We start from the raw sequence: 22,467 nt of genomic DNA, 5'->3' as shown, positions 1-22,467 counted from the left end.
CCCCCGTAGGATGGGCGTCATGGCCAAGACCAGTACGACGACCCAGGGGCTGCGGGCGGCGATCGAGCGCAGCGGCTACTACCCGGCCCTCGTGGCCGAGGCGGTGGAGGCCGCCGTGGGCGGCGAGCCCATGCGGTCGTACCTGGTCCATCAGGAGACGACGTTCGACCAGAACGAAGTACGGCGGCACGTGACGGTGCTCGTCCTCACGGACACCCGCTTCATCGTCAGCCACACCGACGAGCAGGCCGCCGACAGCACCTCCCCGACGCCGTACGCCACGACGTCGACGGAGTCCGTGAAGATCGGCCGCATCTCGTCGGTCGTGGTCAGCCGCGTGGTCGCCAACCCCGAGTCGTACAAGCCGGGGACCCTGCCCCGCGAAGTGGTCCTCACCATCGGCTGGGGCGCCGTCTCGCGCATCGACCTGGAGCCGGCCGCCTGCGGCGACCCCAACTGTGAGGCGGACCACGGCTACACCGGCAACTCCACGGCGGACGACCTCAGCCTTCGCGTCAGCGAGGCCGGGGACGGACCGGAGACCGTGCGGGAGGCGCTCGCCTTCGCGCAGGCCCTCTCCGAGGCGACCGCGGACACGACCCGCTGATGGCGCAGCTCGACACGGCCTGGGACCAGCACCCCGAACCGCTCTCCATCACGTCCGCGCCGGTCCCCGAGTACGGCAGCGGATCGCTCGCCGACCTTCTGCCGACTCTGGCCGCCGGTCTGGGCGTACCGGACATGAGCGCCGCGATCACCGAGCTGACCCCCGCCGACCGGAACTGCGTGTTCCTGATCGACGGCCTCGGCTGGGAGCAGCTCAGGGCGCACCCCGAGGACGCTCCTTTCATGACGTCCCTGCTCGCCACCTCCCGCGGCGGCACCGGACGCCCGCTCACCGCCGGCTACCCGGCGACCACCGCGACCTCCCTCGCCTCCGTCGGTACCGGCCTGCCGCCCGGCGTACACGGCCTGCCCGGCTACACCGTCCGCAACCCGGACACCGGCGAGCTGATGAACCAGCTACGCTGGCAGCCCTGGTCCCCGCCCGGTCCCTGGCAGCCGTACCCCACGGTCTTCCAACTGGCGCACGCGGCCGGGGTGCACGCCGCGCAGGTGTCGTCCCCGACCTTCGAGAACACCCCGCTGACCAAGGTCGCACTCAGTGGAGGAACGTTCCTCGGGCGGCTGTCCGGCGAGGACCGCGTGGACCTGGCGGCCGAGCAACTGGCCGCGGGCGACCGCTCCCTGGTGTACACGTACTTCGCCGAGGTCGACGGCGCCGGCCACCGCTACGGCGTCGACTCCGACACCTGGCGCGGTCAGCTCATGTACGCCGACCGCCTGGTCCAGCGCCTGGCCGAGCAACTGCCGCCGCGCAGCGCCCTCTACGTCACCGCCGACCACGGCATGATCGACGTGCCCTTCGACGAGCAGCACCGCATCGACTTCGACGAGGACTGGGAGCTGAGCGCCGGTGTCGCCCTGCTCGGCGGCGAAGGCCGTGCCCGCCACGTCTACGCGGTGCCCGGCGCCGCGAACGACGTCCTGACCTGCTGGCGCGAGGTCCTCGGCGAGCAGTTCTGGGTGGCCTCACGCGACGAGGCCATCGCGGCGGGCTGGTTCGGCCCGCGGATCGACGAACGGGTGTACGGCAGGATCGGCGACGTGGTCGCGGCCGCCCGCGACGACGTCCTGCTCATCGCCTCCGAGCGGGAGCCGAAGGAGTCGGCGATGGTCGGCAACCACGGCTCGATGACCCCCGCCGAGCAGCTCGTCCCCCTGCTCGAAGTACGCTCCTGAGACAGCCCCACCCCAAGCCCCGCCTGTCCTCCCACGCCGAAAGGTGCTCAACTCCACATGCCCGAGCTGGTGTTCTTCTGCGGAACGATGGACTGCGGGAAGTCGACGCTGGCTCTCCAGATCGAGCACAACCGCTCGGCACGCGGCCTGCAGGGCATGATCTACTCGCGTGACGACCGCGCCGGCGAGGGCAAGCTGTCCTCGCGCCTCGGCCTGGTGACGGACGCGGTGGAGGTCGGGGACGGGCAGGACCTCTACGGCCATCTCGTCGACCACCTCTCGCAGGGCGGCCGCGCGGACTACGTGATCGCCGACGAGGCGCAGTTCCTCGCGCCGGAGCAGATCGACCAGCTCGCGCGTGTGGTCGACGACCTGAGCCTCGACGTCTACGCCTTCGGCATCACGACCGACTTCCGCTCCAAGCTGTTCCCCGGCTCGCAGCGGCTGGTGGAACTGGCCGACCGGGTCGAGGTGCTCCAAGTGGAGGCCCTGTGCTGGTGCGGAGCCCGCGCCACGCACAACGCCCGCACGATAGGCGGGGTGATGGTGGTCGAGGGTGCCCAGGTGGTCGTCGGCGATGTCACCCACTCCGCCGACGAGGTCGGCTACGAGGTCCTGTGCCGGCGTCATCACCGCCGCAGGATGACGGCGGCGACGTCCCGCGCCGCGGCCCTGTCCCCGGACGTGCTGCCGGTGACGTCCGCCTGATCCGCGGCCGGCGCGCCGGGTTCAGCTCGGGCGCTGCACCAACGCGAACCGTGCCCCTTCCGGGTCCGACACCTGCGCCACCCGCCCGTGGGCGGTGTCGTGCACCGGCTTGAGGACCTGCCCGCCCAGGTGGACCAGGTGGTCGAGGGCGTCGTCCACGTCGGCCACCTGGAAGTACGTGACCCAGTGCGGCCCCCGGTCGCGGGGCAGGGTGTGCCCCAGGCCGTGGATGCCGGCCACGGGTTCACCGCCCAGGTGCAGGGACACGTAGTCGAGGTCGGCGGAGACCACCGGCTCCTCCTCGTAGCCGAAGACCAGCCGGTAGAACTTGGCGACGCTCGCCGACTCGGAGGTCAGCAGCTCGTTCCAGGCGGGGGTGCCGGGAACGCCGTGGACGGCGGTGCCGAAGTGCGCGGCGGCCTGCCAGATACCGAAGACCGCGCCGGCGGGGTCGGAGCAGATCGCCATGCGGCCGGCGTCGGCGGCGTCCAGCGGGCCCACGCCGACCGTGCCGCCGCGGCTGCGCACCGTCTCGGCCGTCAGATCCACGTTCTTGGAGGCGAAGTACGGCGTCCACGCGATGGGCAGATGACGGTCCGGCGGCAGCCGTCCGATCCCGGCCACCTCGCGCCCGTCGAGCAGCGCCCGCACATAGGGCCCGAGTTGCTGGGGGCCCGGCTGGAACTCCCAGCCGAACAGCGCTCCGTAGAACTCCTCGGTCGCGTCCGGGCCGTGCACCATGAGGCTCACCCAGCAGGGCGCGCCGGGCGCGTGCCGAGCGGGTGTGTCGCTGCTCGGCCCGGAAGGCCCCCGTGCGTCGGTCATCGTCACTCTCTTCTCGGCCTCGCGGTGGCCGTGCTCTCCGCAGCCTGGTGGGGCGGCCCTGTGGGGCGTCCCGTTCCGGGAGAATGCCCGATGTACGGGCACCCGGGCACACGGCGCGCTTGTCGGCGGGTGTCGCTCAGCTGTACAGCATGTGCTTGTTCCCGTACGCCGCGTGATCGCCCTGCTCCGGCCGAGCAGAGTAGCCGGACAGGGACGGCTCGGCCACCCCGTGCGCGAGGATGGGGTCATGAACGCCATCATCTCCGCATCCGACCTCGCCAGGGATCTCACCGGCACCCGCCCGCCGGTCCTGCTCGACGTCCGCTGGCAGCTCACCGCGGCCAAGGCGGCCGGCGAGCCGCCGTTCGACGGCCGGGCCGCGTACGAGGCAGGGCACCTGCCCGGAGCCGTCTACGTCGACCTGGACCGGGAGTTGGCCTCCGCGCCGGGCGCCGGTGGCCGGCACCCCCTGCCCGACCTCGCGCGCTTCGGCGCCGCGATGCGGAGGGCGGGCGTCTTCGCCGGAACCCCGGTGGTGGTCTACGACGGCGGCCAGGGATGGGCGGCGGCCCGGGCGTGGTGGCTGTTGCGCTGGACAGGTCACCCGGATGTGCGAGTCCTCGACGGCGGGTTGCCGTCCTGGGAAGGCCCGTTGGAGACGTCCGTGCCGACTCCGGAGGAGGGCGACTTCGTGCCCGAGCCGGGAGCGACGGGGCTGCTCGACGCGGATGCCGCCGCGGCGCTGGCACGGTCCGGTGTGCTGCTGGACGCGCGGGCGGGGGAGCGGTACCGCGGTGAGGTGGAGCCGATCGACCCGGTGGCCGGGCACATCCCGGGCGCGGTGTCGGCGCCCACCACGGAGAACGTGGGGGCCGACGGGCGTCTCCTTCCCGCCGGGGAACTGCGGGAGCGGTTCAAGGGGCTGGGTGTGAGCGAGGGTTCGAGGGTCGGCGTGTACTGCGGCTCGGGGGTCTCCGCCGCCCACCAGGTCCTGGCACTGGCGGCCGCGGGCATTCCGGCCGAGCTGTACGTGGGGTCCTGGTCGGAGTGGTCCGCGGCCCTGGACCGGCCGGTGGCCGTGGGTCCGGACCCGCAGTGATCCGACACGGGGAGGGGGCCACGCCCGGTTTCGGCGTGGCCCCCTCCCCGTGATGACTCGTTCGAGAGCCGGCCCGGCTACTCCTGCTTCTTGCGTCGCGTGCCGAACACGATCTCGTCCCAGCTCGGGACCGCCGCCCTGCGGCCGGGGCGGACGCCGTCCGCCTCGGCCTGCCGGTCGGTGGCGCCGATGAGCCGGTCACGGTGGCTGCCCACGCTGCGCGGCATGAGGACGTCCGCGTAGGCGGAACCGGCCGAGGCCGCGGAAGCCGGAGGCTCCTCCTCCTCGACCTCGGCGACGACGACGGGCTCCTCCTCGGTCTCCGCCGGGGGGAGTTCCGGAACCACGAGGTCGCCGCGGAAGCTCGGCACCGCCTCGAGCAGGCTGGTCAGCGAGTCGCGCTCGCCGGTGGTCTCCTCGATCGGCTCGGACGCCTGGGCGGGCAGGCTCGGCCGCTCGCGTTCGGGGCGGTCCAGCGGTCTGTCGCGCGGCAGCCGGGCGATCCGGGGGACGAACGGGAAGCTGGGCTCGGGTGCGGACAGGTCGTCGGTCTCGCCGATCAGGGAGCGCGCCTCGTCGTCGACGGCCTGGACGAGCCGCCGGGGCGGGTCGTACGTCCAGCTCGCCGAGTGCGGTTCGCCGGCGACGCGGTAGACCAGCAGGACCTCCCACGTGCCGTCGTCGCGACGCCACGAGTCCCACTGGACGGTGTCCTTGTCGGCACCGCGCAGCAGCAGCCGCTCCTGCACGGCCTCGCCGAGGGGCGGCCCGGAGTTCTCGCCGGGGCGGCGGACCGGGGTCTTGCGCGCCCGCTCGGCCATGAAGGCACGCTCGGCGAGCACGGGGCCCTCGAAGCGGCGCACCCGGTCGACGGGGATGCCGGCCATCTGCGCGACCTCTTCCGCGGTCGCGCCGGCGCGTATACGCGCCTGGATGTCGCGGGGGCGGAGGTGGCTCTCGACCTCGATCTCGATCTGGCCGAGACGCGGACGGTCGCCGCGCACGGCAGCGCGCAGGCGTTCGTCGATCGGAAGCGTGTACTCCGTAGAGTCGGCAGCCTTCAGCACCAGCCGTGTGCCGTCATTCGAGACGGCCACGACACGCAGTTCGGGCATGGGGACCTCCCGGGTGGTGCCTGCCGACGTCACGTGCGTCGCTGCTTCCGCTAGTCGAGTGTGGCCTGCCCGGGTGCAGCCTGCCACAACCTTGCCGAGTTGCCCGGCGTGTCGGGCGCGGGCCCAGGATCGCCGTTATGGCACGGTTACCTATTCGCAACGCTAAGTGACGAACTCTGTCACGCTGTGCAACTAGCCCCCTCCCGGCGGTCCTTAAGGCCCTGTACACCCTGACGGGAGACCGGACCCAGGGCTCGCAACAGTACTCCATTCGGGCCACGTGCGTGGATTGGCGCGCCGCCCAAGTTCTGCCAAGGGGTGGGACTTGACTTCTCCTGCCCCCGACTCGCGATCTTGAACCTTGGGTACTTCACGTAATCACCAGAATCGGAACCAAGGGGTCGGGCCGGGGTGCGCGGTCGCCGCCCCACCGCATCGCGTGCGATGCCCCGCCCCGCCCCGACTCCGAGCGTCACGGAGAGCGCGGGCACGGGAAGCGCAACCCCTGTGCGCCCCCTACGCCCCCAGAACCCTGCGCAAGTAGTCGTTCTGGAAGAGCCGGTCGGGGTCGAGACGTTCCCGCAGCGCCGTGAACTCGCCGAAGCGCGGATACACCCGGGAGAAGTACTCGGCGTCCCTGGTGTGGATCTTGCCCCAGTGCGGACGGCCCTCGTGGGCGGTGAAGATGCGCTCGGCGGACGTGAAGTACCGCTGGTACGGCGTGCCCGGGAACATGTGGACGGCGATGTACGCGCTGTCCCTGCCGGAGGCGGTGGACAGGGTGATGTCGTCCGCGGGGGCGGTGCGCACCTCGACGGGGAAGCTGACCCTGAGGCCCGAGCGGTCGACCATCGCCTTCAGCTCGCGCAGCGTCTCGACGACTGCCGCGCGCGGAACGGCGTACTCCATCTCCACGAAGCGCACCCGGCGCGGCGACGTGAACACCTTGTAGGGGATGTCCGTGTAGGTCCGCGCGGACAACGCCTTGCTGGAGATCTGGGCGATCGCGGGGATCGTGGCGGGCACCGCGCGGCCGACCCAGTTGGCCACCTGGAAGACCCCGTTGGAGAGGAACTCGTCCTCGATGAAGCTCTGGAACTGCGGCACGGGCTTCTCCGGCCCCGCGCTGCGGTTGTTGCGCTTGGTGTTGGTGCTGCCGGTGTGCGGGAACCAGTAGAACTCGAAGTGCTCGTTCTCGGCCCAGAGTTCCTCGAAGTCGGAGAGGACCCGGTCGAACGGCATGGGTTCCTCGCGGGCCGTGAGCAGGAAGACCGGCTCCACCGCGAAGGTGATCGCGGTGACGAGGCCCAGGGCGCCGAGGCCGATGCGGGCGGCGGCGAAGACCTCGGGGTTCTCCTTCTCGGAGCAGGTGAGGACCGAACCGTCGGCGGTGACCAGCTCCAAACCCCTGATCTGGGCGGCGATCGAAGCTGAGTCACGGCCTGTGCCGTGCGTACCGGTGCTGGTGGCCCCGGAGACCGTCTGCTCCATGATGTCGCCCATGTTCGTGAGCGACAGGCCCTCACGCGCGAGCGCCACGTTGAGCCTCTTGAGCGGGGTGCCGGCCTCCACCGTGACCGTCATGTTCTCCCGGTCGATGTGGCGGATGCCGGTCAGCAGCTGAGGACGGATCAGCACACCGTCCGTCGCGGCTATGGAGGTGAAGGAGTGCCCGGCGCCGACCGCCTTCACCTTCAGACCGTCCTCGGCGGCCCGCCGCACCTCGGCGGCCAGTTCGTCGACGGAGGCAGGGGTGACCTCTCGCGCGGGACGAGCCGAGACGTTGCCGCCCCAGTTACGCCACGTGCCGTTCTTTCCGTTCGCTGTGCTGCTCAACGGAGCCTCCCCGACCCGGTGCCGGTCGCTTGAGCCGGCGGAACCCGAGGAAACCCACCGCGACCGCGACGGCCCCGGCCACCGCCGGAACCCCGTACCCCGCTCGCGCCCCGGCCGCGTCGATCACCCAGCCGGCCGCGGAGGAGCCGAGTGCGACCCCCACCGCGAGCCCGGTGCTCACCCAGGTCATGCCTTCGGTGAGCTGCGCGCGTGGTACGTGCTCTTCGATGAGGGACATCGTCGTGATCATCGTCGGAGCGATGGCCAGACCCGCAACGAACAGCGCCACGGCCAGAAACGGCAAGTTTCCGACCAGTAGGAGGGGGATCATACTCACGGCCATGGCACACACGCCCAACAGCCACCGACGTTCCGGCGCCCCGGCGAAGTGCAGCAGCCCGAAGACCATCCCCGCGACACAGGAACCCCCCGCGTACAGCGCGAGGACGACGCTCGCCGCGGCCTTGTGGCCCTCCTCGTCGGCGAAGGCCACGGTGACCACGTCGACCGCCCCGAAGATCGCCCCGGTGGCGACGAAGGTGGCCACCAGAACCTGGAGTCCCGGCGCGCGCAACGCCGTGCCGCCGCCCTTGCGCTCGCGCGGGTGCGGCTCGGGCTCGGTGGCGCGCTGAGCGGACAGCCAGAACACCCCGGCGGCCAGGAAGCAGGCGGCGAGCAGCGGACCGGCCTCCGGGAACCAGGCCGTGGACAGACCGATGGAGATGATCGGCCCGAAGACGAAGCACACCTCGTCCACCACGGACTCGAAGGAGTACGCGGTGTGCAGGTGCGGGGTGCCGCGGTACAGCGCCGCCCAGCGGGCCCGGATCATCGCGCCGACGCTCGGCACGCAGCCGATGCCCGCGCAGGCCACGAACAGCACCCAGTCCGGCCACCCGTAGTGCGCGGCGAACAGCAGGACGGCCGCCGCCGTGAGCGAGATCAGCGTGGCCGGGCGCAGCACCCGCCGCTGCCCGTACTGGTCCACCAGGCGGGAGACCTGCGGCCCGGCCAGCGCGGCGGCCAGCGCGATGGTCGCCGAGAGGGCACCGGCCAGCCCGTACCGCCCGGTGAGCTGCGAGATCATCGTGACCACGCCGATGCCCATCATCGACAGCGGCATCCGGCCGAGGAGGCCCGCAGCGGAGAAACCCTTGGAGCCTGGGGCTGCGAACAGGGCGCGGTAGGGGCTGGGCAACGGGGTCTCCGAGAGGCTCAGTAAGCTGCGAACGCAGTCGACACAGCTTACGTCCCGGAAACGCCCCGATGCACCCGTCCGGCCCGGCATCACCCTGCCTCGGCACTCCGGTTCGGCCGGGCACCACTTGGCCCCGGCGCTCCGCCGGCCGGGCACCACATCGCCTCGGCACTTCCGGCCGGGCGCTCCGGTCGGGCCGGGCACCACTTGGCCCCTGCGTTAGGCGGCCGGCACGGCTTGCGTCGCGTCGCCTCCGGGCCCGGCGGCCGCGCCGGTGCCACCCCGCCGTTTCCGGGCTGTCGGTGCAGAGTGGCAGGATCGACTCATGCCAGACGCGCGCGATGTCAGCCCCTACGACGCCCTGCTCCTGCTCTCGTTCGGCGGCCCGGAAGGCCCGGACGACGTGGTTCCGTTCCTGGAGAACGTGACGCGTGGGCGCGGCATCCCCAAGGAACGCCTCAAGGAAGTCGGACAGCACTACTTCCTGTTCGGCGGGGTCAGCCCGATCAACGACCAGAACCGCGCCCTGCTGGACGCCCTGCGCAAGGACTTCGCCGACCACGGCCTGGACCTGCCGGTCTACTGGGGGAACCGCAACTGGGCGCCGTACCTGACGGACACCCTGCGCGACATGGTCCGCGACGGCCGCCGCCGCATCCTGGTCCTCGCCACCAGCGCCTACGCCTCCTACTCGGGCTGCCGCCAGTACCGCGAGAACCTCGCCGACGCGCTCGCGACCCTGGAGGCGGAGGGCCTGGAGCTGCCGAAGGTCGACAAGCTGCGGCACTACTTCAACCACCCGGGCTTCCTGGAGCCCATGATCGACGGCGTGCTCCAGTCCCTCGCCGAGCTTCCCGAGGACGTCCGGGACGGGGCGCACCTCGCCTTCTCGACGCACTCGATCCCGACGGCCTCCGCCGACACCTCCGGCCCCGTGGAAGGGCACGGCGACGGCGGCGCGTACGTGCAGCAGCACCTGGACGTGGCGCAGCAGATCGCCGACGCCGTCCGGGAGCGCACCGGCGTCGACCACCCCTGGCAGCTCGTCTACCAGTCCCGCTCCGGCGCCCCGCACATCCCGTGGCTGGAGCCCGACATCTGCGACCACCTCGACGAGCGGCACGCGGCCGGCGTCCCGGCCGTCGTCATCGCCCCCATCGGCTTCGTCTCCGACCACATGGAGGTCCTCTACGACCTCGACACGGAGGCCCGGGCCAGGGCCGAGGAGCTCGGTCTGCCGATGCGGCGCTCCGCCACCGTCGGCGCCGATCCGAGGTTCGCCGCCGCCATCCGCGAGCTCGTCGTGGAGCGTGCCGCCGTCGAACGCGGACAGGACGTCACACCGTGCGCCCTGGGCCCCCTGGGGGCGAGCCACCACGTGTGCCCGGTCGGCTGCTGCCCGGCCCGCGCCCCCCGGCCCGCCGCCGCGGGCGCCGACAGCACCTACGCCTGAGGAGCCCCGTGACCGACCCCCTGCACACGGACCTGCTCGACCTCGCCCAGGAGGCCGCCCGCCGCGCCGGCGCTCTGCTGCGGGACGGGCGCCCGGCCGACCTCGCGGTCGCCGCGACCAAGTCCAGCCCCATCGACGTCGTCACCGAGATGGACATCGCGGCGGAGAAGCTGATCACAGGTCTGATCGCCGAGCACCGCCCGGACGACGGCATCCTCGGCGAGGAGGGCGCCGCCACGGAGGGCACGAGCGGCGTCCGCTGGGTGATCGACCCGCTCGACGGCACGGTGAACTACCTGTACGGACTGCCCACCTGGGCCGTCTCCATCGCCGCCGAGCAGAACGGCGAGACCGTCGTCGGAGTCGTCACGGCCCCGATGCGCGGGGAGACGTTCCACGCCGTGCGCGGCCGCGGCGCCTGGGCCACCGGCGCCTGGGACGGCGAGCGCAGGCTGGCCTGCCGCCCCACGGCGCCCCTGGAGCAGGCGCTGGTGTCGACGGGCTTCAACTACGTCGCCGACGTCCGCGCCCACCAGGCCGACGTGGCCCAGCGGCTGATCCCGCTGCTGCGGGACATCCGGCGCGGCGGCTCGGCCGCGGTCGACCTGTGCGACGTGGCCGCGGGGCGCCTCGACGGCTACTACGAGCGCGGTCTGCACCCGTGGGACCTCGCGGCGGGGGACCTGATCGCCCGGGAGGCGGGCGCCCTGACCGGTGGGCGCCCCGGAGAGCGCCCGTCGGGCGATCTGACAGTAGCGGGCACCCCCGGCGTGTTCGAGCCTCTCCAGCGGCTCCTGGAGGAGTTCGGAGCCTGGCACGACTGAGGAGACCGGGGCTGCCCGACACCGGCCGACGGCGTGATGAACACCGGGTGAAAACTGCCCCGTGGCAACGCGGCGGGCCCCGGCGCTGGATTCGCCGGGGCCCGCCGTACTGCGTGATCAGACGCTCGTCGCGCCTACGTGCACACCGTGCTCGGCGGCGAGCCGGCGCAGGTCGTCGAGCTCGCCCTGCTCCACGTCGACGAGGAACTCGTCGCCCTCGTCGCGAGCCCGGGACAGATCGGACTCGGTCGCCCTTATGCGCTGCAGAAGTCCTGCGGTGAAAGCGTCCATGCTGCGCCCCCTCGTCCTGGGTCGTGGGTCGATGGCACAGGGGTGTGCCGTTCGGAAGGGACGATCACGCCGCATGTGGATGCCCAGCGCCGCTCGGCCGGGCGGCGACGGTGCCGGACACCCACGCCCGCCCTGCGGAAAGCGGATTGATGCGCACCGCATGGTGGTGCGGCGCCAGCAGAGCGTGATCGTGGGATGTAAAGCCGTCCTCCCCAAGCTCCCTTCCGTGGAAACCTAACCGGGGGAGAAAATCTGGTATTCCCTCCCGGGAGCGGGAGCCCTCACCCGCCTTACCTCCGACTTATGGCCGAAAAGGGCAGGATGGAGGGCAACACACCAAGCACTGTCGAAGACCCCTGCCCACGTGTGCCCGGTGAAGGGCTACGCGGGTGGACATGAGGAAGGACCAGCAACGTGCGCGTACTCGTCGTCGAGGACGAGCAGCTGCTCGCCGATGCGGTGGCCACCGGGCTGCGCCGGGAGGCCATGGCCGTCGACGTCGTGTACGACGGCGCGGCCGCCCTGGAGCGCATCGGCGTCAACGACTACGACGTGGTCGTCCTCGACCGCGACCTCCCGGTGGTGCACGGTGACGACGTCTGCCGCAAGATCGTCGAACTGGGCATGCCCACGCGCGTGCTGATGCTGACGGCCTCCGGTGACGTCAGCGACCGGGTCGAGGGACTGGAGATCGGCGCCGACGACTACCTGCCCAAGCCGTTCGCCTTCAGTGAGCTCATCGCGCGGGTGCGCGCCCTCGGCCGGCGCACCAGCGTGCCCCTGCCGCCCGTCCTGGAGCGTGCCGGGATCAAGCTCGACCCCAACCGGCGCGAGGTGTTCCGCGACGGCCAGGAGGTCCAGCTCGCTCCCAAGGAGTTCGCGGTCCTGGAGGTGCTGATGCGCAGCGAGGGCGCCGTCGTCTCCGCGGAGCAGCTCCTGGAGAAGGCCTGGGACGAGAACACCGACCCGTTCACGAACGTCGTGCGCGTGACCGTCATGACCCTGCGCCGCAAGCTGGGCGAGCCCCCCGTCATCGTCACCGTCCCCGGCTCCGGCTACCGGATCTGATACCCCGTGGCAACGACTCCCGCGCCCCCGCAGGCACCCCCCAAGCCCACCTGGGACCCCCGGCGGCCCGTGCCGCCCTTCCCGTGGCTGCGCCCGACCATCCGCATAAGGCTCACGCTGCTCTACGGCGGTATGTTCCTGATCGCCGGCATCCTGCTGCTGTCGATCATCTACCTGCTGGCCGCGCAGGCGCTGCACGTGGGCAGCGACCTGCCCTTCAAGATCGTCGAGGGCAAGGTCACCAGCGACATCTGCAACCTGCCCGACCAGGCCTCGCCGAGCGAGTTCAACAACGCCATGAACGCGTGCGTCAACGAGCAGCGTCGGCACGCCCTGGACGATCTGCTCAGCCGCTCCCTCCTGGCCCTGCTCGGCCTGGCCGTCATCGCCTTCGCCTTCGGTTACGCGATGGCCGGCCGCGTCCTGTCGCCGCTGGGCCGGATCACCCGTACCGCCCGGGCGGTGGCGGGCTCGGACCTGTCTCGCCGGATCGAGCTGGACGGCCCGGACGACGAGCTCAAGGAGCTGGCGGACACCTTCGACGACATGCTGGAGCGGCTGCAGCGCGCCTTCACGGCCCAGCAGCGCTTCGTGGGCAACGCCTCGCACGAGCTGCGGACGCCGCTGGCGATCAACCGCACGCTCCTGGAGGTGCACCTGTCCGACCCGAACGCGCCGGTGGAACTCCAGCAGCTCGGCAAGACGCTGCTGGCCACCAACGAGCGCAGCGAGCAGCTCGTCGAGGGGCTGCTGCTGCTCGCCCGCAGCGACAACCAGGTCGTCGAGCGGGGGCCCGTGGACCTCGCCGAGGTCGCCTCGCAGGCCATCGACCAGGTGAACGGCGAGGCCGAGAGCAAGGGCGTCGTGATCCGGGGCGAGCGCAAGCCCGCGGTCGTGCAGGGCAACGGCGTGCTGCTGGAGCGGATCGCGCTCAACCTCGTGCAGAACGCCGTGCGCTACAACGTGGCGGAGGACGGCTGGGTCGAGGTCACCACAGACGTCCAGCACGGCCAGGCGGTCCTGGTCGTCTCCAACACGGGTCCTGTGGTGCCGGCGTACGAGATCGACAACCTCTTCGAGCCGTTCCGGCGGCTGCGCACGGAGCGGACGGGCAGCGACAAGGGCGTGGGACTCGGGCTGTCCATCGTCCGGTCCGTGGCCCGGGCGCACGGCGGGCACATCTATGCCCAGCCGCGTGAAGGGGGTGGACTCGTCATGCGCGTCACCCTGCCCATCTGAGATCATGTCGCCGATCAACTCGGCGGCACTCGGGGATGTTCGCTTTGCGCGGAATTTCTGAGCCTTCACCGCGCGTGCACCGTGTGTGATCGATCACAGGGGCGCCTTTCCGGCCATCTACTCTCCGTGATCATGCGCGCTGCCGTAAAGCCGGGAAAATCCCGGTTTTCGGGGGTCTTGATCACGGGAAGTACACGGTGAGACGCCTTTGGCGTGCAGCATTCGGACCGTGTACGGTCCCCATCGCCATCCAAGCCGATCACTCGTCAGGAGTCCGGTTGGGTGTCGATTGAGTAACAGACCTTGATGTGAGGCAAAATCTCCGCCTCAGGTCGGGCACAAGTCCGGCCTCTCACGCGTTACGTGCGCTGGAGACACCGCAGACACCCAGAGGGGGAGAGCGACCATGGCAACCGATTACGACACTCCACGCAAGACCGACGACGACGTCGACTCGGACAGTCTCGAAGAGCTGAAGGCCCGGAGGAACGACAAGTCGGCCTCCGCCGTGGACGTCGACGAGTTCGAGGCCGCCGAAGGTCTCGAACTGCCCGGAGCCGACCTCTCGAACGAGGAGCTGGCTGTCCGGGTGCTCCCGAAGCAGCAGGACGAGTTCACCTGCATGAGCTGCTTCCTGGTGCACCACCGCAGCCAGCTGGCCCGGGAGAAGAACGGTCAGCCGATCTGCCGCGACTGCGACTGAGGGCGGGTCGGCCGTGACTGGCTCGACCCCTCCCTGGAAGCGCCGCTTCTCCAAGCGAAAAGCGGACGAAGGGCCGATCGACGGCCCTCGGCACGGCGTGCGTGACGACGAGCGAGGCCCAACCGGTCCGGAGACGGCCTCGCTCGAACCGGCAGCGGACCGGGGTGACCTCCCGGCATCCGTGGGCGTCCCCGCGCCCGTCGCCAGACGGCGGGCGGGGACGATCCGCGAGCGGGCCAGAGAAGGCGCCCGCAAGGGCGGCGACCGGGCGCGGGCCGGAATCGCCTACCTCGCCGACCGGATCATCGAACTGGCCCCGCGCGTCCCCGTACGGGACCTGGCGACACTGCGCAGACAGTTCCCGGGCCTCGGCCCCGAGGAACTGGCGGACAAGCTCGTGGCGGGCGCGGCGAAGGCGACGGCGACGGTCGGAGCCGGTGTCGGCGCGGCCGCGATGCTCCCCGTGCCCCCGGCGATGCCGACGGAACTGGCCGCGGAGGTCACCGGCGTCGCGGCGATCGAGCTGAAGCTCATCGCCGAACTCCACGAGGTCTACGGCGTACGGCCGCCCGGCAATCTCAAGCAGCGCAGCACCGCGTACCTCGACTCATGGTCGGGGGAGCGCGGCATCGACGCGTCCAAACCGTCGACCGTCAGCACGGCGCTGAACAGCCGCATGAAGCGCGAACTGCGGCAGCGCATCATGAAGCGCATGGTCCGCAACATGCCGAACCTGATGCCGTTCCTGGTGGGAGCCGCCGTGGGGGCGGTCATGAACCGCGGCGAGACGAGGAAGCTCGCCGGCCGGATCCGGGAGGACCTGCGCAAGATCCAGGTGCCCTGGGAGGCCCTGGAGGCGCTCCCCGCCCTGGAACGCCCGGCGGACGCCCTGGAGATGGGCGAGATCACGCACGATCCCCTGGGCCGCCACACGGACCACCGGCAGGACGGCACGCACGGCGACGGGCGCTGAGGCCGGCCCGTCGGCGCGGCGGCCGGGTGATGCCTCGCCCAGGTGTGCTACTCGGGCTTCCCCGTCCGCAGCGCCTCCGCAAGGCGCTCCGGCTCGCGCGTGGACAGGTACAGGTACGGAGTCGGATCCTGCGGGTCCGTGACCTCCACGCGCAGAGCCGTGGGGATGTACGCGCGCAGCAGGAGGAAGGCGCGCGGGTCGGCCTTGTAGGTGCGCCAGGCGCGGGCCTCCTCCTCGTCCAGAACCTCCGCCTCGCCCAGGGCCGCCAGCGGGATCTTCGCCTCGCCCGCGATCAGCGAGTCGCCGACCACGCGGATGCGCACCGAGCCGTACGAACTCGCGGCGACGGCCGCGACCGCGGTGCCTCCGGCCAGGCCGCCGAGCATCGGCAGGGTGCCGAACGGGAGCAGGATCAGGGCCATCGAGACGCCCACGAGGAACGAGATCACCCACCAGGTCCGCGGGGCGGTCAGGCGTTCTTCGTACGGAGCGGCGGAGAGCTGCATGAGGCCTAGCTTGACACGGTGTCCGGAAAGGGCCGACGCGCGGGTAAGGTCTCCGGCTGTGAGTGGTACTTCCCCAGCTCTTCGACCCCCGGCCGACGCCGCGCAACCGGTGCGGCACCCGGACGCGCCCGCGCCCGGTGAGCTCCTCGGCGCGCACTACGGCGAGTGTTTCGGCTGTGGTGGTGACCAGCCGCACGGGCTGCACCTGGAGGCGCGGGCCGGCGAGGGCGTGTCGCTCACGGCCGAGTTCACCGTCCAGCCCGCCCACCAGGGCGCCCCGGGCCTCGCGCACGGCGGTGTGCTCGCCTCCGCGCTGGACGAGACCCTCGGTTCGCTGAACTGGCTGCTGCGCACGATCGCGGTGACCGGACGGCTGGAGACCGACTTCGTGCGTCCTGTGCCCGTCGGCACCATGCTGCACCTGGAGGCGGAGGTGACGGCCGTCGCGGGGCGGAAGATCTACTCCACCGCGACCGGCCGCGTCGGCGGTCCCGACGGTCCCGTCGCCGTGCGCGCCGACGCCCTCTTCATCGAGGTGAAGGTCGACCACTTCGTCGACCACGGCCGCCAGGAGGAGATCCAGGCGGCCATGAACGACCCGGACCAGGTCCGGCGTGTCCGTGCCTTCGAGGTGAACCCGTGAGCGCGGAACATCCTGTGAGTTCCGGGGTCCGGCCGCCGCTGGACGTGCTGATCCGGCGCGTCGATCCGGACGTGCCGCTTCCGTCGTACGCGCAGCCCGGGGACGCCGGGGCCGATCTGCGCACCACCGAGGCGTGCCGACTGGAGCCGGGCGAGCGGGCCGTGCTGCCCACCGGAGTGTCTGTGGCGCTGCCGGAGGGGTACGCAGCCTTCGTGCACCCGCGATCCGGTCTGGCCGCTCGCTGCGGCGTCGCCCTGGTGAATGCCCCGGGGACGGTTGATGCCGGGTACCGTGGGGAGATCAAGGTGATCGTGGTGAATCTCGACCCGCGCGAGGCCGTGCGGTTCGAGCGCTTCGACCGGATTGCCCAACTGGTGGTCCAGCAGGTCGAGAGGATCCGCTTCCGGGAGGTGGCGGAACTTCCCGGCTCCGCGCGGGCCGAAGGGGGCTTCGGGTCCACCGGAGGCCATGCCGCGGTGGACGGGACGAGCGGCACAAGCGGTCAGGCCGCCGTGGGCGGTCAGGCGGGTGGGAATCGATACGCTTCGGTCGTATCCGACCGGGAAGGACAGTGACGTGTTCGGACGTCGCAAGAAGAGGGATGCCGCCGAGGACGCGGCCGGCGAGGCCGAGCAGGTCGTCGACGGTGTCGACACCGAGGCGGACGAAGAGCGCGAGCGCCTGAGGCTGGAGCCCGCGCCGCGCCCCGACGGCCCGTGGGACAGCTCCGAGGTCCGTGACCCGGGCGAAGGCCGGGTCGACCTGGGCGGTCTGTTCGTGCCGGGCGTCGACGGCATGGAGCTCAGGGTCGAGGTCGCGGGCGACGCGATCGTGGCGGCCACGGTCGTGCTGCGCGACAGCGCCATCCAGCTCCAGGGCTTCGCCGCGCCCAAGCGCGAGGGCATCTGGGGCGAGGTGCGTGAGGAGATCGGCACCGGCATCACCCAGCAGGGCGGCATCGTCGACGAGGTCGAGGGGCCGCTGGGCTGGGAGCTGCGCGCCCAGGTGCCCGTACAGCTGCCGGACGGCACCGGCGGCTTCCAGGTCGTGCGGTTCGTCGGCGTGGACGGCCCCCGCTGGTTCCTGCGCGGGGTCATCTCGGGCCAGGGCGCCGTGCAGCCGCAGGCGGCAGGGCTGCTCGAGCAGATCTTCCGGGACACCGTCGTGGTCCGCGGCGAGGGCCCCATGGCGCCCCGCGACCCGATCGTCCTGAAGCTGCCGAACGACGCCCAGATGGTCCCCGAGGGTGTCCAGCAGGAGGAGGGCTCCCGTTTCGCGGGCGGAATGGGCCAGCTCCAGCGCGGACCGGAGATCACCGAGGTCCGCTGAGCGCACGGGAACACCAGGGCCGTACCCCGCCGGGTGCGGCCCTTTCTCATGTGCGGAACCTTGACGGCGCGTTGGTCTGCACCTACCGTCCCCGACCAACGCGTCTGTTCATAAAGGCGCTGCACATTCACGGACTTCACCCGCTCCGAGCTCTCCCGCCCCGACCTCGGTTGCACCGACGAGCGCGAGGATGCGATCGCCGCGTACACGCAGGCCCTGGCCTGGTACATCACCCGCGACGAACGGCACTACCGCAAGGCCATCGAGCTGATGGACGCCTGGTCCGCCGTGATCAGGGACCACACCGGCAGCAACGCGCCCCTGCAGACCGGCTGGGCCGGATCCTCCTGGCCCAGGGCCGCCGAGATCATGAAGTACACGTACACCGGCAGCCGGGCGCACTCCGGCCGCTTCGCCACCATGCTCCGCACCGTCCACCTGCCCGAGATCATCAACGACTCGAACTCCAACGGCAACTGGGAGTCGTCGATGACGGAGGCCGCCGTCGGCATCTCGGTCTTGCTGGAGGACAGGACGTCGTACGACAAGGCCATGGCGAGGTTCCGCACGCGCACGGCCGCCTACGTCCACCAGACCGTGCCGAGCCGGCACCTCGACACCCGGGAGAAGATCGTCACGTACTGGCAGGGGCAGTCGACCTCCGTGAACGGACTCAGCCAGGAGACCTGCCGCGACTTCACCCACACCGGCTACGGCCTCTCGGCCATCTCGCAGGTCGCCGAGACCAGCCGCATCCAGGGGCAGGACCTCTACGCCTCTGACGTGGGCAGAAGTCGGGCACAACGCCCTGGCCAACCGCCTCGGGCACGCCATGACCAACACCACGACGCCGACCCGGCAGAACCGCCCCGCGGGCACCAACCACCTCTTCGTCGCCCGGGAGACCCTCACCCACGGCGCCGACCCCGCGTGAGCCCGTGACCGACCGGGCGCCGGGCGGGACCCCGGCGCCCGGTCCGACCGCGGACCGTACGCGTCAGGGTGCGTCAAGGTTCGGTCCGCAACCCCGCCCGCCCCCGGAGGGGGCGCCCTCCGGTCGTAAGGTCGACGCTGCGGAGGGCCGGGCGACGGAGTCCGCCTCGCGTCGGCCGACGCAGCCGGTCCGTCGGCGGGCCCGGACTCGGCAGACCACCGGAAGACAATGGGGCCATGGCACGCGGCAAGCTTCGGATCCACCTCGGCGCGGCACCGGGCGTCGGCAAGACGTACGCGATGCTGTCCGAGGCCCACCGCCGCATCGGGCGGGGCACCGACTGCGTCGTGGCCTTCGTCGAGCACCACGGCCGGCCCCGCACCGAGGTGATGCTGCACGGCCTGGAGCAGCTGCCGCGCAGGGAGCTGGAGTACCGCGGCGGTCTCTTCCACGAGATGGACCTCGACGCCGTCCTCGCCCGCCGTCCCCAGGTCGCGCTGGTGGACGAACTCGCCCACACGAACGTCCCCGGTTCCCGCAACGCAAAGCGCTGGCAGGACGTGGAGGAACTGCTCGCCGCCGGGATCGACGTGGTCTCGACCGTCAACATCCAGCACCTGGAGTCCCTCGGCGACGTCGTCGAGTCGATCACCGGGGTGCGGCAGCGGGAGACCGTGCCCGACGAGGTGGTGCGCCGCGCCGACCAGATCGAGCTGGTCGACATGTCGCCCGAGGCACTGCGGCGTCGGGTGGCGCACGGCAACGTCTACCGGCCCGAGAAGGTCGACGCCGCCCTGTCGAACCACTTCCGTCCCGGCAACCTGACCGCCCTGCGACAGCTGGCGTTGCTGTGGGTCGCCGACCGGGTCGACGCCTGCCTCACCGAGTACCGCAGCGAGCACGGCGTCTCGAGGATCTGGGGCTCGCGCGAGCGGATCGTGGTCGGTCTGACCGGCGGTCCCGAGGGCCGCACGCTCATCCGCCGGGGCGCACGGCTGTCCGAGAAGGGCGCCGGCGGTGAGGTGCTGGCCGTCCACATAGCCCGCAGCGACGGGCCGACCTCCGCCTCGCCCGAGGAACTGGCGCGGCAGCGCACGCTGGTCGAAGACCTTGGCGGAACGTTCCACCATGTCGTCGGTGACGACATACCGGCCGCGCTGCTCGCCTTCGCCCGGGGCGTGAACGCCACCCAGATCGTGCTCGGCTCCTCGCGCCGCAAGACCTGGCAGTACGTCTTCGGACCCGGTGTCGGCGCGACGGTCGCCCGGGAGTCGGGCCCCGACCTCGACGTCCACATCGTCACCCACGGCGAGGTCGCCAAGGGCCGAGGACTGCCGGCGGCCCGGGGCGCGCGGCTCGGGCGCTCCCGACGCGTGGGGGGCTGGATCGCCGGTGTCGCCGGCCCGCCCCTGCTCGCGGCGCTGCTCAACGCCGTCGACCTCGGCCTCGCCAACGACATGCTGCTGTTCCTGGCGCTGACGGTGGCGGCCGCCCTGCTCGGCGGGCTGCTGCCCGCCCTGGCGTCGGCGGCGGTGGGCTCCCTGCTGCTGAACTACTTCTACACACCGCCCCTGCACCGGTGGACCATCGCCGACCCGAAGAACATCATCGCCCTCATGATCTTCGTGGCGGTCGGCGTGGCGGTGGCCTCCGTGGTCGATCTCGCCGCCCGCCGCACCCACCAGGCGGCCCGGCTGCGGGCCGAGTCCGAGATCCTCTCCTTCCTCGCCGGCAACGTGCTGCGCGGCGAGACGGGCCTGGAGGACCTGCTGGAACGTGTCCGGGAGACCTTCGGTATGGAGTCGGCGGCCCTGCTGGAACGGGCGAGCGACGTCGAGCCGTGGACCTGCGCCGGACGCGTCGGGCGGGGGCGTCCCGTCGAGCGGCCCGACCAGGCGGACGTGGACATGCCCGTCGGGGACCACATGGCGCTGGCGCTGACCGGCCGCGTGCTGCCCGCCGAGGACCGCAGGGTCCTGGCCGCCTTCGCCGCCCAGGCGGCCGTCGTCCTGGACCGCCGCCGGCTCCGGGAGGAGGCCGACCGGGCCCGCGCACTCGCCGAGGGCAACCGCATCCGCACGGCCCTGCTGGCGGCCGTCAGCCACGACCTCCGTACCCCCCTCGCCGGGATCAAGGCGGCCGTGACCTCCCTGCGCTCCGTGGACGTCGACTGGTCCGAGGAGGACCGGGCCGAGCTGCTGGAGGGAATCGAGGAGGGCGCCGACCGCCTCGACCACCTCGTCGGCAACCTCCTCGACATGTCCCGCCTCCAGACCGGCAGCGTCACCCCGCTGATCCGCGAGATCGACCTCGACGAGGTGGTGCCCGTGGCGCTCGGCGGCGTCCCCGAGGGCGCCGCCTGCCTGGACGTGCCCGAGACCCTGCCCATGGTCGCCGTGGACCCAGGGCTGCTGGAGCGGGTGGTGGCCAACCTCGTCGAGAACGCCGTCAAGTACAGCCCGCCCGGCGCGCAGGTGCTGGTCGCCGCGAGCGCGCTGGCCGACCGGGTCGAGGTGCGGGTCGTCGACCGGGGGCCCGGCGTCCCCGACGAGGCCAAGGACCGCATCTTCGAGCCCTTCCAGCGCCACGGCGACGCCCCGCGCGGTGCGGGGGTGGGTCTGGGGCTCGCCGTGGCGCGCGGCTTCGCCGAGGCCATGGGCGGCACCCTCAACGCCGAGGACACCCCCGGCGGCGGGCTCACCATGGTCGTCTCCCTCCGCGCGGTGGGAACCCGCCCGGCGCCGCACCCCACCGCAGAACCGGAAAGGCAGGCCTCATGACCCGCGTCCTGGTGGTCGACGACGAGCCGCAGATCGTGCGCGCCCTCGTGATCAACCTCAAGGCACGCAGCTACGAGGTCGACGCGGCCCACGACGGCGCCACAGCCCTCCGGCTCGCCGCCGCCCGCCACCCCGACGTCGTCGTCCTGGACCTGGGCCTGCCGGACATGGACGGCGTCGAGGTGATCAGGGGCCTGCGCGGCCGGGCCAGGGTGCCGATCCTGGTGCTGTCCGCCCGGCACTCCTCCGACGAGAAGGTCGAGGCGCTGGACGCGGGCGCCGACGACTACGTGACCAAGCCGTTCGGCATGGACGAGCTGCTGGCCCGGCTGCGGGCCGCCGTGCGCAGGGCCGAGCCGGCCGGCGGTGACGGCGACGTGGTCGTCGACACGGGCGAGTTCACCGTCGACCTGGCCGCCAAGAAGGTCGAACGCGCCGGCAAGGACGTACGGCTGACGCCCACGGAGTGGCACCTGCTGGAGGTCCTCGTGCGCAACAGCGGCCGCCTGGTCGGGCAGAGGCAACTGCTCCAGGAGGTGTGGGGGCCCGCGTACGGGAGGGAGACCAACTATCTGCGCGTGTACATGGCGCAGTTGCGGCGGAAGCTGGAGGCGGACCCCTCCCACCCGAAGCACTTCGTCACGGAGCCGGGGATGGGGTATCGGTTCGAGAAGTGAGGGGCGTCGCTTGGCGAAACAGGCTCCTCGCCCTTCGTCAGTACGCCCCGGTACGCTTCAGATATGAGTGCTGTTCCTCGTTCCGAAAAGCCGGTGGGCCGGTTCCGGCGCATGCTCGACCGGCTCTCCTCGACGCAGGAGGACCTGGAGTCCGAGGAACTGCGGGAGGACACCGAGACGGCCGGCTGCATCCGGATCGGAGACTGTCAGGACCGGCAGATAGTGACGGTTACTGGTACCTTGCGCACGGTCACCCTTCGGCCGCGCGCCGGAGTCCCCGCCCTGGAGGCCGAGCTGTTCGACGGCTCCGCCGCGCTGGACGTGGTGTGGCTCGGCAGGCGCTCCATCGTGGGGATAGAGCCCGGGCGCAAGCTGATCGCGTCGGGCCGGATCTCGATGAGCCGGGGCCGCCGGGTGCTGTTCAACCCCAAGTACGAACTGAGACCCCTCGGACGGGAGTAGC

22 protein-coding genes and 1 pseudogene are annotated in these 22,467 nt (G+C 71.7%); 17 read left to right on the top strand and 6 right to left on the bottom strand.

The annotated features are described in order from the left end of the window. Positions 1-19: 19 nt before the first annotated feature. From AB0F04_RS18180 to AB0F04_RS18170, 3 genes are read left to right on the top strand one after another with little or no spacing between them, the layout of a single operon-like run. A complete protein-coding gene (locus AB0F04_RS18180; protein ID WP_170320912.1) occupies positions 20-607 on the top strand; it encodes a DUF5998 family protein in 588 nt (195 codons plus the stop codon). Beyond that, positions 607-1,803, top strand: a complete 1,197-nt coding sequence (locus tag AB0F04_RS18175) for a nucleotide pyrophosphatase/phosphodiesterase family protein (RefSeq protein WP_362042638.1) — start codon at positions 607-609, stop codon at positions 1,801-1,803. Before AB0F04_RS18180 ends, AB0F04_RS18175 begins: the two co-directional genes overlap by 1 nt. A 57-nt stretch (positions 1,804-1,860) precedes the next feature. Further along, the gene (locus AB0F04_RS18170) at positions 1,861-2,511 is read left to right on the top strand and encodes a thymidine kinase (protein ID WP_362042636.1); all 651 of its coding nucleotides are present in this window, start codon (positions 1,861-1,863) and stop codon (positions 2,509-2,511) included. Positions 2,512-2,532: 21 nt separating this feature from the next. Here AB0F04_RS18170 and AB0F04_RS18165 read toward each other — a convergent pair whose 3' ends face one another. Then, the gene (locus AB0F04_RS18165) at positions 2,533-3,336 is read right to left on the bottom strand and encodes a VOC family protein (protein WP_362042634.1); all 804 of its coding nucleotides are present in this window, start codon (positions 3,334-3,336) and stop codon (positions 2,533-2,535) included. 247 nt (positions 3,337-3,583) lie between these two features. On the opposite strand from AB0F04_RS18165, the gene AB0F04_RS18160 reads away from it, so the two are divergent. After that, a complete protein-coding gene (locus AB0F04_RS18160; RefSeq protein ID WP_362042632.1) occupies positions 3,584-4,435 on the top strand; it encodes a sulfurtransferase in 852 nt (283 codons plus the stop codon). A 77-nt stretch (positions 4,436-4,512) separates the two neighbouring features. Here AB0F04_RS18160 and sepH read toward each other — a convergent pair whose 3' ends face one another. The 3 genes from sepH to AB0F04_RS18145 all read right to left on the bottom strand — a co-directional run bounded on the left by sepH (position 4,513) and on the right by AB0F04_RS18145 (position 8,584). Then, positions 4,513-5,550 (bottom strand): septation protein SepH, encoded by a 1,038-nt coding sequence (gene sepH, locus AB0F04_RS18155; RefSeq protein WP_362042630.1) that lies wholly within the window; start codon positions 5,548-5,550, stop codon positions 4,513-4,515. Positions 5,551-6,066: 516 nt separating this feature from the next. Next, complete coding sequence (locus AB0F04_RS18150; RefSeq protein ID WP_362042628.1) at positions 6,067-7,386, bottom strand: D-arabinono-1,4-lactone oxidase; 1,320 nt, start codon at positions 7,384-7,386, stop codon at positions 6,067-6,069. After that, the gene (locus AB0F04_RS18145; protein ID WP_362042626.1) at positions 7,346-8,584 is read right to left on the bottom strand and encodes an MFS transporter; all 1,239 of its coding nucleotides are present in this window, start codon (positions 8,582-8,584) and stop codon (positions 7,346-7,348) included. Before AB0F04_RS18145 ends, AB0F04_RS18150 begins: the two co-directional genes overlap by 41 nt. Before the next feature lie 325 nt (positions 8,585-8,909). On the opposite strand from AB0F04_RS18145, the gene AB0F04_RS18140 reads away from it, so the two are divergent. Together AB0F04_RS18140 and AB0F04_RS18135 are read left to right on the top strand one after the other, a co-directional pair. Continuing rightward, positions 8,910-10,037, top strand: coding sequence for a ferrochelatase (locus AB0F04_RS18140; protein WP_362042624.1), 1,128 nt, complete (start codon positions 8,910-8,912; stop codon positions 10,035-10,037). 8 nt (positions 10,038-10,045) lie between these two features. Continuing rightward, positions 10,046-10,861, top strand: coding sequence for an inositol monophosphatase family protein (locus AB0F04_RS18135; protein ID WP_362042622.1), 816 nt, complete (start codon positions 10,046-10,048; stop codon positions 10,859-10,861). Between the two features lie 117 nt (positions 10,862-10,978). Here AB0F04_RS18135 and AB0F04_RS18130 read toward each other — a convergent pair whose 3' ends face one another. Further along, complete coding sequence (locus AB0F04_RS18130) at positions 10,979-11,152, bottom strand: hypothetical protein (RefSeq protein WP_362042620.1); 174 nt, start codon at positions 11,150-11,152, stop codon at positions 10,979-10,981. A gap of 414 nt (positions 11,153-11,566) precedes the next feature. On the opposite strand from AB0F04_RS18130, the gene AB0F04_RS18125 reads away from it, so the two are divergent. The 4 genes from AB0F04_RS18125 to AB0F04_RS18110 all read left to right on the top strand — a co-directional run bounded on the left by AB0F04_RS18125 (position 11,567) and on the right by AB0F04_RS18110 (position 15,135). Further along, positions 11,567-12,220 carry a response regulator transcription factor gene (locus tag AB0F04_RS18125; protein WP_053670977.1) on the top strand — a complete coding sequence of 218 codons (654 nt, stop codon included), beginning with the start codon at positions 11,567-11,569 and terminating at the stop codon, positions 12,218-12,220. A 6-nt stretch (positions 12,221-12,226) separates the two neighbouring features. Continuing rightward, a complete protein-coding gene (locus AB0F04_RS18120) occupies positions 12,227-13,459 on the top strand; it encodes a HAMP domain-containing sensor histidine kinase (protein ID WP_362042618.1) in 1,233 nt (410 codons plus the stop codon). A 406-nt stretch (positions 13,460-13,865) separates the two neighbouring features. Beyond that, positions 13,866-14,162, top strand: a complete 297-nt coding sequence (locus tag AB0F04_RS18115; RefSeq protein ID WP_003993510.1) for a DUF4193 domain-containing protein — start codon at positions 13,866-13,868, stop codon at positions 14,160-14,162. A 13-nt stretch (positions 14,163-14,175) separates the two neighbouring features. Beyond that, positions 14,176-15,135, top strand: coding sequence for a hypothetical protein (locus AB0F04_RS18110; RefSeq protein WP_362042616.1), 960 nt, complete (start codon positions 14,176-14,178; stop codon positions 15,133-15,135). A 47-nt stretch (positions 15,136-15,182) separates the two neighbouring features. On the opposite strand, the gene AB0F04_RS18105 is transcribed toward AB0F04_RS18110, so the two are convergent. Then, positions 15,183-15,641 carry a DUF3093 domain-containing protein gene (locus tag AB0F04_RS18105; protein ID WP_362042614.1) on the bottom strand — a complete coding sequence of 153 codons (459 nt, stop codon included), beginning with the start codon at positions 15,639-15,641 and terminating at the stop codon, positions 15,183-15,185. A gap of 58 nt (positions 15,642-15,699) precedes the next feature. Here AB0F04_RS18105 and AB0F04_RS18100 point away from each other — a divergent pair, with 58 nt between their 5' ends. The 7 genes and pseudogenes from AB0F04_RS18100 (at position 15,700) to AB0F04_RS18070 (ending at position 22,466) form a co-directional block, all read left to right on the top strand. Further along, positions 15,700-16,284 carry a PaaI family thioesterase gene (locus tag AB0F04_RS18100; protein WP_362042612.1) on the top strand — a complete coding sequence of 195 codons (585 nt, stop codon included), beginning with the start codon at positions 15,700-15,702 and terminating at the stop codon, positions 16,282-16,284. A gap of 38 nt (positions 16,285-16,322) precedes the next feature. Beyond that, the gene (dut, locus tag AB0F04_RS18095; protein WP_362042829.1) at positions 16,323-16,859 is read left to right on the top strand and encodes a dUTP diphosphatase; all 537 of its coding nucleotides are present in this window, start codon (positions 16,323-16,325) and stop codon (positions 16,857-16,859) included. 1 nt (position 16,860) lies between these two features. Further along, positions 16,861-17,613: a DUF3710 domain-containing protein gene (locus AB0F04_RS18090; protein WP_053670971.1), complete on the top strand. Its 753-nt coding sequence runs from the start codon at positions 16,861-16,863 to the stop codon at positions 17,611-17,613. A 159-nt stretch (positions 17,614-17,772) separates the two neighbouring features. After that, positions 17,773-18,547: pseudogene (locus tag AB0F04_RS18085) on the top strand (alginate lyase family protein); the annotation flags it as partial. 236 nt (positions 18,548-18,783) lie between these two features. After that, a complete protein-coding gene (locus tag AB0F04_RS18080; RefSeq protein WP_362042610.1) occupies positions 18,784-21,327 on the top strand; it encodes an ATP-binding protein in 2,544 nt (847 codons plus the stop codon). Beyond that, a complete protein-coding gene (locus tag AB0F04_RS18075; RefSeq protein ID WP_362042608.1) occupies positions 21,324-22,004 on the top strand; it encodes a response regulator in 681 nt (226 codons plus the stop codon). The genes AB0F04_RS18080 and AB0F04_RS18075 overlap by 4 nt, the downstream gene beginning before the upstream one ends. Before the next feature lie 63 nt (positions 22,005-22,067). Further along, the gene (locus tag AB0F04_RS18070; RefSeq protein WP_362042607.1) at positions 22,068-22,466 is read left to right on the top strand and encodes an OB-fold nucleic acid binding domain-containing protein; all 399 of its coding nucleotides are present in this window, start codon (positions 22,068-22,070) and stop codon (positions 22,464-22,466) included. Position 22,467 lies beyond the last annotated feature (1 nt).

It is taken from the genome of Streptomyces sp. NPDC029041 (assembly GCF_040637515.1).
GTDB lineage: Bacteria > Actinomycetota > Actinomycetes > Streptomycetales > Streptomycetaceae > Streptomyces.
Note: the sequence above shows the minus strand (reverse complement) of the source record. Positions and strands in the feature narration are given on the sequence as shown.

What these genes read in the sequence shown, in the direction of transcription:
- AB0F04_RS18180 (WP_170320912.1), top strand. Translation starts at nt 20, where the DNA reads ATGGCCAAGACCAGTACGACGACCCAGGGGCTGCGGGCGGCGATCGAG.
- AB0F04_RS18175 (WP_362042638.1), top strand. Translation starts at nt 607, where the DNA reads ATGGCGCAGCTCGACACGGCCTGGGACCAGCACCCCGAACCGCTCTCC.
- AB0F04_RS18170 (WP_362042636.1), top strand. Translation starts at nt 1,861, where the DNA reads ATGCCCGAGCTGGTGTTCTTCTGCGGAACGATGGACTGCGGGAAGTCG.
- AB0F04_RS18165 (WP_362042634.1), bottom strand. Translation starts at nt 3,336, where the DNA reads ATGACCGACGCACGGGGGCCTTCCGGGCCGAGCAGCGACACACCCGCT.
- AB0F04_RS18160 (WP_362042632.1), top strand. Translation starts at nt 3,584, where the DNA reads ATGAACGCCATCATCTCCGCATCCGACCTCGCCAGGGATCTCACCGGC.
- sepH (WP_362042630.1), bottom strand. Translation starts at nt 5,550, where the DNA reads ATGCCCGAACTGCGTGTCGTGGCCGTCTCGAATGACGGCACACGGCTG.
- AB0F04_RS18140 (WP_362042624.1), top strand. Translation starts at nt 8,910, where the DNA reads ATGCCAGACGCGCGCGATGTCAGCCCCTACGACGCCCTGCTCCTGCTC.
- AB0F04_RS18130 (WP_362042620.1), bottom strand. Translation starts at nt 11,152, where the DNA reads ATGGACGCTTTCACCGCAGGACTTCTGCAGCGCATAAGGGCGACCGAG.
- AB0F04_RS18115 (WP_003993510.1), top strand. Translation starts at nt 13,866, where the DNA reads ATGGCAACCGATTACGACACTCCACGCAAGACCGACGACGACGTCGAC.
- AB0F04_RS18105 (WP_362042614.1), bottom strand. Translation starts at nt 15,641, where the DNA reads ATGCAGCTCTCCGCCGCTCCGTACGAAGAACGCCTGACCGCCCCGCGG.
- AB0F04_RS18080 (WP_362042610.1), top strand. Translation starts at nt 18,784, where the DNA reads ATGGCACGCGGCAAGCTTCGGATCCACCTCGGCGCGGCACCGGGCGTC.
- AB0F04_RS18075 (WP_362042608.1), top strand. Translation starts at nt 21,324, where the DNA reads ATGACCCGCGTCCTGGTGGTCGACGACGAGCCGCAGATCGTGCGCGCC.
- AB0F04_RS18070 (WP_362042607.1), top strand. Translation starts at nt 22,068, where the DNA reads ATGAGTGCTGTTCCTCGTTCCGAAAAGCCGGTGGGCCGGTTCCGGCGC.